The organism is Komagataeibacter kakiaceti JCM 25156 (genome assembly GCF_000613305.1).
On the sequence record NZ_BAIO01000266.1, the window covers coordinates 1 to 3,230 of the forward strand.

General features: G+C 63.9%; 2 protein-coding genes and 1 pseudogene. 1 reads left to right on the top strand and 2 read right to left on the bottom strand.

Translation table 11 applies throughout. The annotated features are described in order from the left end of the window. Positions 1 to 636 (top strand): M16 family metallopeptidase (locus JCM25156_RS23975; RefSeq protein ID WP_034959559.1); only part of this gene is annotated, 636 nt, incomplete at its 5' end. A 250-nt stretch (positions 637 to 886) separates the two neighbouring features. Here JCM25156_RS23975 and rpsA read toward each other — a convergent pair. Both rpsA and JCM25156_RS23980 read right to left on the bottom strand, forming a co-directional pair. Continuing rightward, positions 887 to 2,602: a 30S ribosomal protein S1 gene (gene rpsA / locus JCM25156_RS12000; protein ID WP_025813248.1), complete on the bottom strand. Its 1,716-nt coding sequence runs from the start codon at positions 2,600 to 2,602 to the stop codon at positions 887 to 889. Positions 2,603 to 2,871: 269 nt separating this feature from the next. Next, positions 2,872 to 3,230, bottom strand: a pseudogene (locus tag JCM25156_RS23980) ((d)CMP kinase); the annotation flags it as partial.

Sequence of the window (3,230 nt, forward strand, 5' to 3'; positions counted from 1 at the left end):
GCCTTCGGCGCGTGGCGCGCAACCGGCCCGACCCCGGTGGTCGACCTGCCGCCGCGCCCCGACAGCCGCACGCAGATGACGCGGGTGCCGGACCCGTCCAGCATGCAGGCCAGCGTGTCCCTGCCCGAAAGTCTTGCCCTGACCGTCGCCAACCCCGACCATTTCGCACTCAACATGGGCAATGAAATTCTGGGGTCCGGTTTTTCATCCCGGCTGTATCGCGACCTGCGGGTACGCACCGGCTATGTCTATACCGTGCGCAGCCACCTGACATGGAAGCGCAACCGCAGCGCCTACAGCATCTCCTTCGGCGCGGACCCCGACAAGGTCGCCGCCGCGCGCACGGCGGCCGTGCATGACATCATGGCCATGCAGACCCAGCCGGTCAGCGCGGATGAACTGGCCATGGCGCGCGCGGGGATGCTGCGCAGCCTCGCCCTTCAGTCCGCCAGTCTGGACACCATCGCCGCCGCCTACCTGCATTTCAGTGATCTGGGTCTGTCGCTGGACCAGAACGACATCGCGGCACAGGCCTATTACACCATGGACGCCGTCACGATACGTGATGCAATGCGCAAATGGATACGGCCCGCCGATCTGGCGCAGATCGTCAAGGGACCGCCAGCAGCGCCATAAATCCGGTCCCGGTTCTTCCGCGCTTTCCTGTTGCATGCAGGAAGTGAGGGAGAACCGGCGGTTCAGGGAAAACGCCCCCCGCAACACCCCGCGAAATATGAAGAAGCTTCAGGAAACGCCGCCTTCTGAAAGGAAGGCACCCTTATTCCAGCCCGTCGCACCATGAAAAAAGGGGCAGTGCATTCCTGCACTACCCCTTTCCCCGCACGGTATTCCAGCCCGCCTGCGCAGGCTGGAAGTTCCGGCTGGATCAGTTCTCGGCGTTGCGGCGACGGATCGCGGCACCCAGAATGTCACCCAGCGACGCACCGCTATCGGACGAACCGTAGTCGGAGATCGCCTGCTTGTCTTCCTCGACCTCACGGCCACGGATGGTCAGGGCCAGCTTGCGCGCGGCGCGATCAACCGAGACGATCTTCGCATCGACGCGCTCACCAACGGCGAAACGCTCCGGACGCTGGTCGGCCTTGTCACGGGCCAGTTCCGCACGGCGGATGAAGCCGGTCAGCACGTCGTCAACCTTCACCTCGATGCCGTTCGACTGAACAGCGGTGACGATGCAGGTCACGACCGCGCCCTTCTGCACCTTGCTCAGGGTATCAGCGGCCGGATCTTCCTGAAGCTGCTTGATACCGAGCGAGATGCGCTCCTTCTCCACGTCCACATCCAGAACCTTGGCCTTCACGACCTGGCCCTTCTCGTAGTGGCTCATGGCGACTTCGCCCGGCTCGTCCCAGGACAGGTCGGACATGTGAACCATGCCGTCGATATCCGCGGAAAGGCCGATGAACAGGCCGAACTCGGTGATGTTGCGGATCTCGCCTTCCACCACGGAACCAACCTTGTGTTCCTCGGCGAACTGCTCCCACGGGTTGCGCTGCACCTGCTTCAGGCCCAGCGAGATGCGGCGCTTCGCGCTGTCCACATCCAGAACCATCACATCGACTTCCTGCGAAGTGGCGACGATCTTGCCCGGATGGACGTTCTTCTTCGTCCAGGACATTTCGGAAACGTGCACCAGACCTTCGACACCCGGCTCCAGCTCCACGAACGCGCCGTAATCGGTGATGTTCGTGACGCGACCGGAATAGCGGGCACCCGGCGGATACTTGATCGCCACGTTCTCCCACGGGTCGGCCTCAAGCTGCTTCATGCCCAGCGAGATACGCTGCGTATCGGGGTTGAAGCGGATGACCTGCACGCGGACCGGCTGGCCGATCTGAAGCGCTTCGGAGGGGTGGTTGATGCGCTTCCATGCAATGTCGGTCACATGCAGCAGGCCATCGACGCCGCCCAGGTCCACGAACGCACCGTAATCGGTGATGTTCTTGACCACGCCGTCGAGGATCATGCCTTCCTTCAGGCCCTGGATCAGCTCGCTGCGCTGTTCCGCACGGGTCTCTTCCAGCACGGCGCGACGCGAAACGACGATGTTGCCACGCGCGCGGTCCATCTTCAGGATCTGGAACGGCTGCGGCACGCCCATCAGCGGGGTCACGTCGCGCACGGGGCGGATATCGACCTGGCTGCCCGGCAGGAAGGCCATCGCGCCGCCCAGATCAACAGTGAAACCACCCTTGACGCGGCCATAGATGGTGCCGTTGACGCGCTGGTTGCCTTCGAACGCCTTTTCAAGGTTCGACCAGGCTTCCTCGCGGCGGGCCTTCTCACGTGACAGGACGATGGAGCCGTCACGATCTTCGTACCGCTCGACGAACAGTTCGATCACGTCACCCGGCTTGACGTCGGGGGCGACACCCGGCGGGCCGAATTCCTTCAGGGCGACGCGCCCTTCGCTTTTCAGGCCGACATCGACGATCGCGTATTCATCCGTCAGGCGGACGACGCGACCGGTGACAACGGAACCGTCAAATGCGGAATCCCGACCGAGAGTTTCCTCAAGAAGGGAGGCAAAGTCCTCGCCACCCTTGTAATCGGCGACGGGCTGTGTTGTGGCTGAAGCCATGGGCTACTCGTAAATCCTGTAACCACATCCCACCCGATGGCGGGATATGGACAATCCTGCGCCCCCGCCTGCCCCGCGCGGGGGCATGGGAACGGCTTGCCCCGCGTAAACGCCACGACACGGTCGTGGCTCGCCAGACGGGCCGGTTATTGATGTCATGCCCCGCAACGCGCGGATGCCGGGCATATACGCTGTGCACAGACACCCTATGGATGGCGTGTGTCAATAAAAACCATGCCCGGAGCGGATAGTTCCCGCACAAAAGCCCGCTAGCGCGTCATGTCGGCCACGATCCGCAGGGCTTCGGCCAGCACTTCATCGGCGGTGAGGCTGTCCGTCTCGATCCGGATGGCGTCGCGCGCCACGCACAAAGGCGCGACACTGCGGCTGGAATCCGCCGCGTCACGCGCGACGATCTCCTGCTCCACGCGAATGATCTGCGCCTCGCGGTCCGGGGCGTCGGGGTTGGTGGCGAGCTGTTCCCACCGCCGTTCGGCCCGGGTGCGGGGGGATGCGGTGATGAACAGCTTGACCGTGGCGTCGGGAAAGATGACCGTGCCGATGTCGCGCCCGTCCAGCACCGCGCCATGCACCCCGCAAAGCGGCGTTGCAGGTCAACCAGCGCGCG

Excerpts from the sequence above, each read along its gene's own strand:
- rpsA (WP_025813248.1), bottom strand. The coding sequence starts at position 2,602 with ATGGCTTCAGCCACAACACAGCCCGTCGCCGATTACAAGGGTGGCGAG.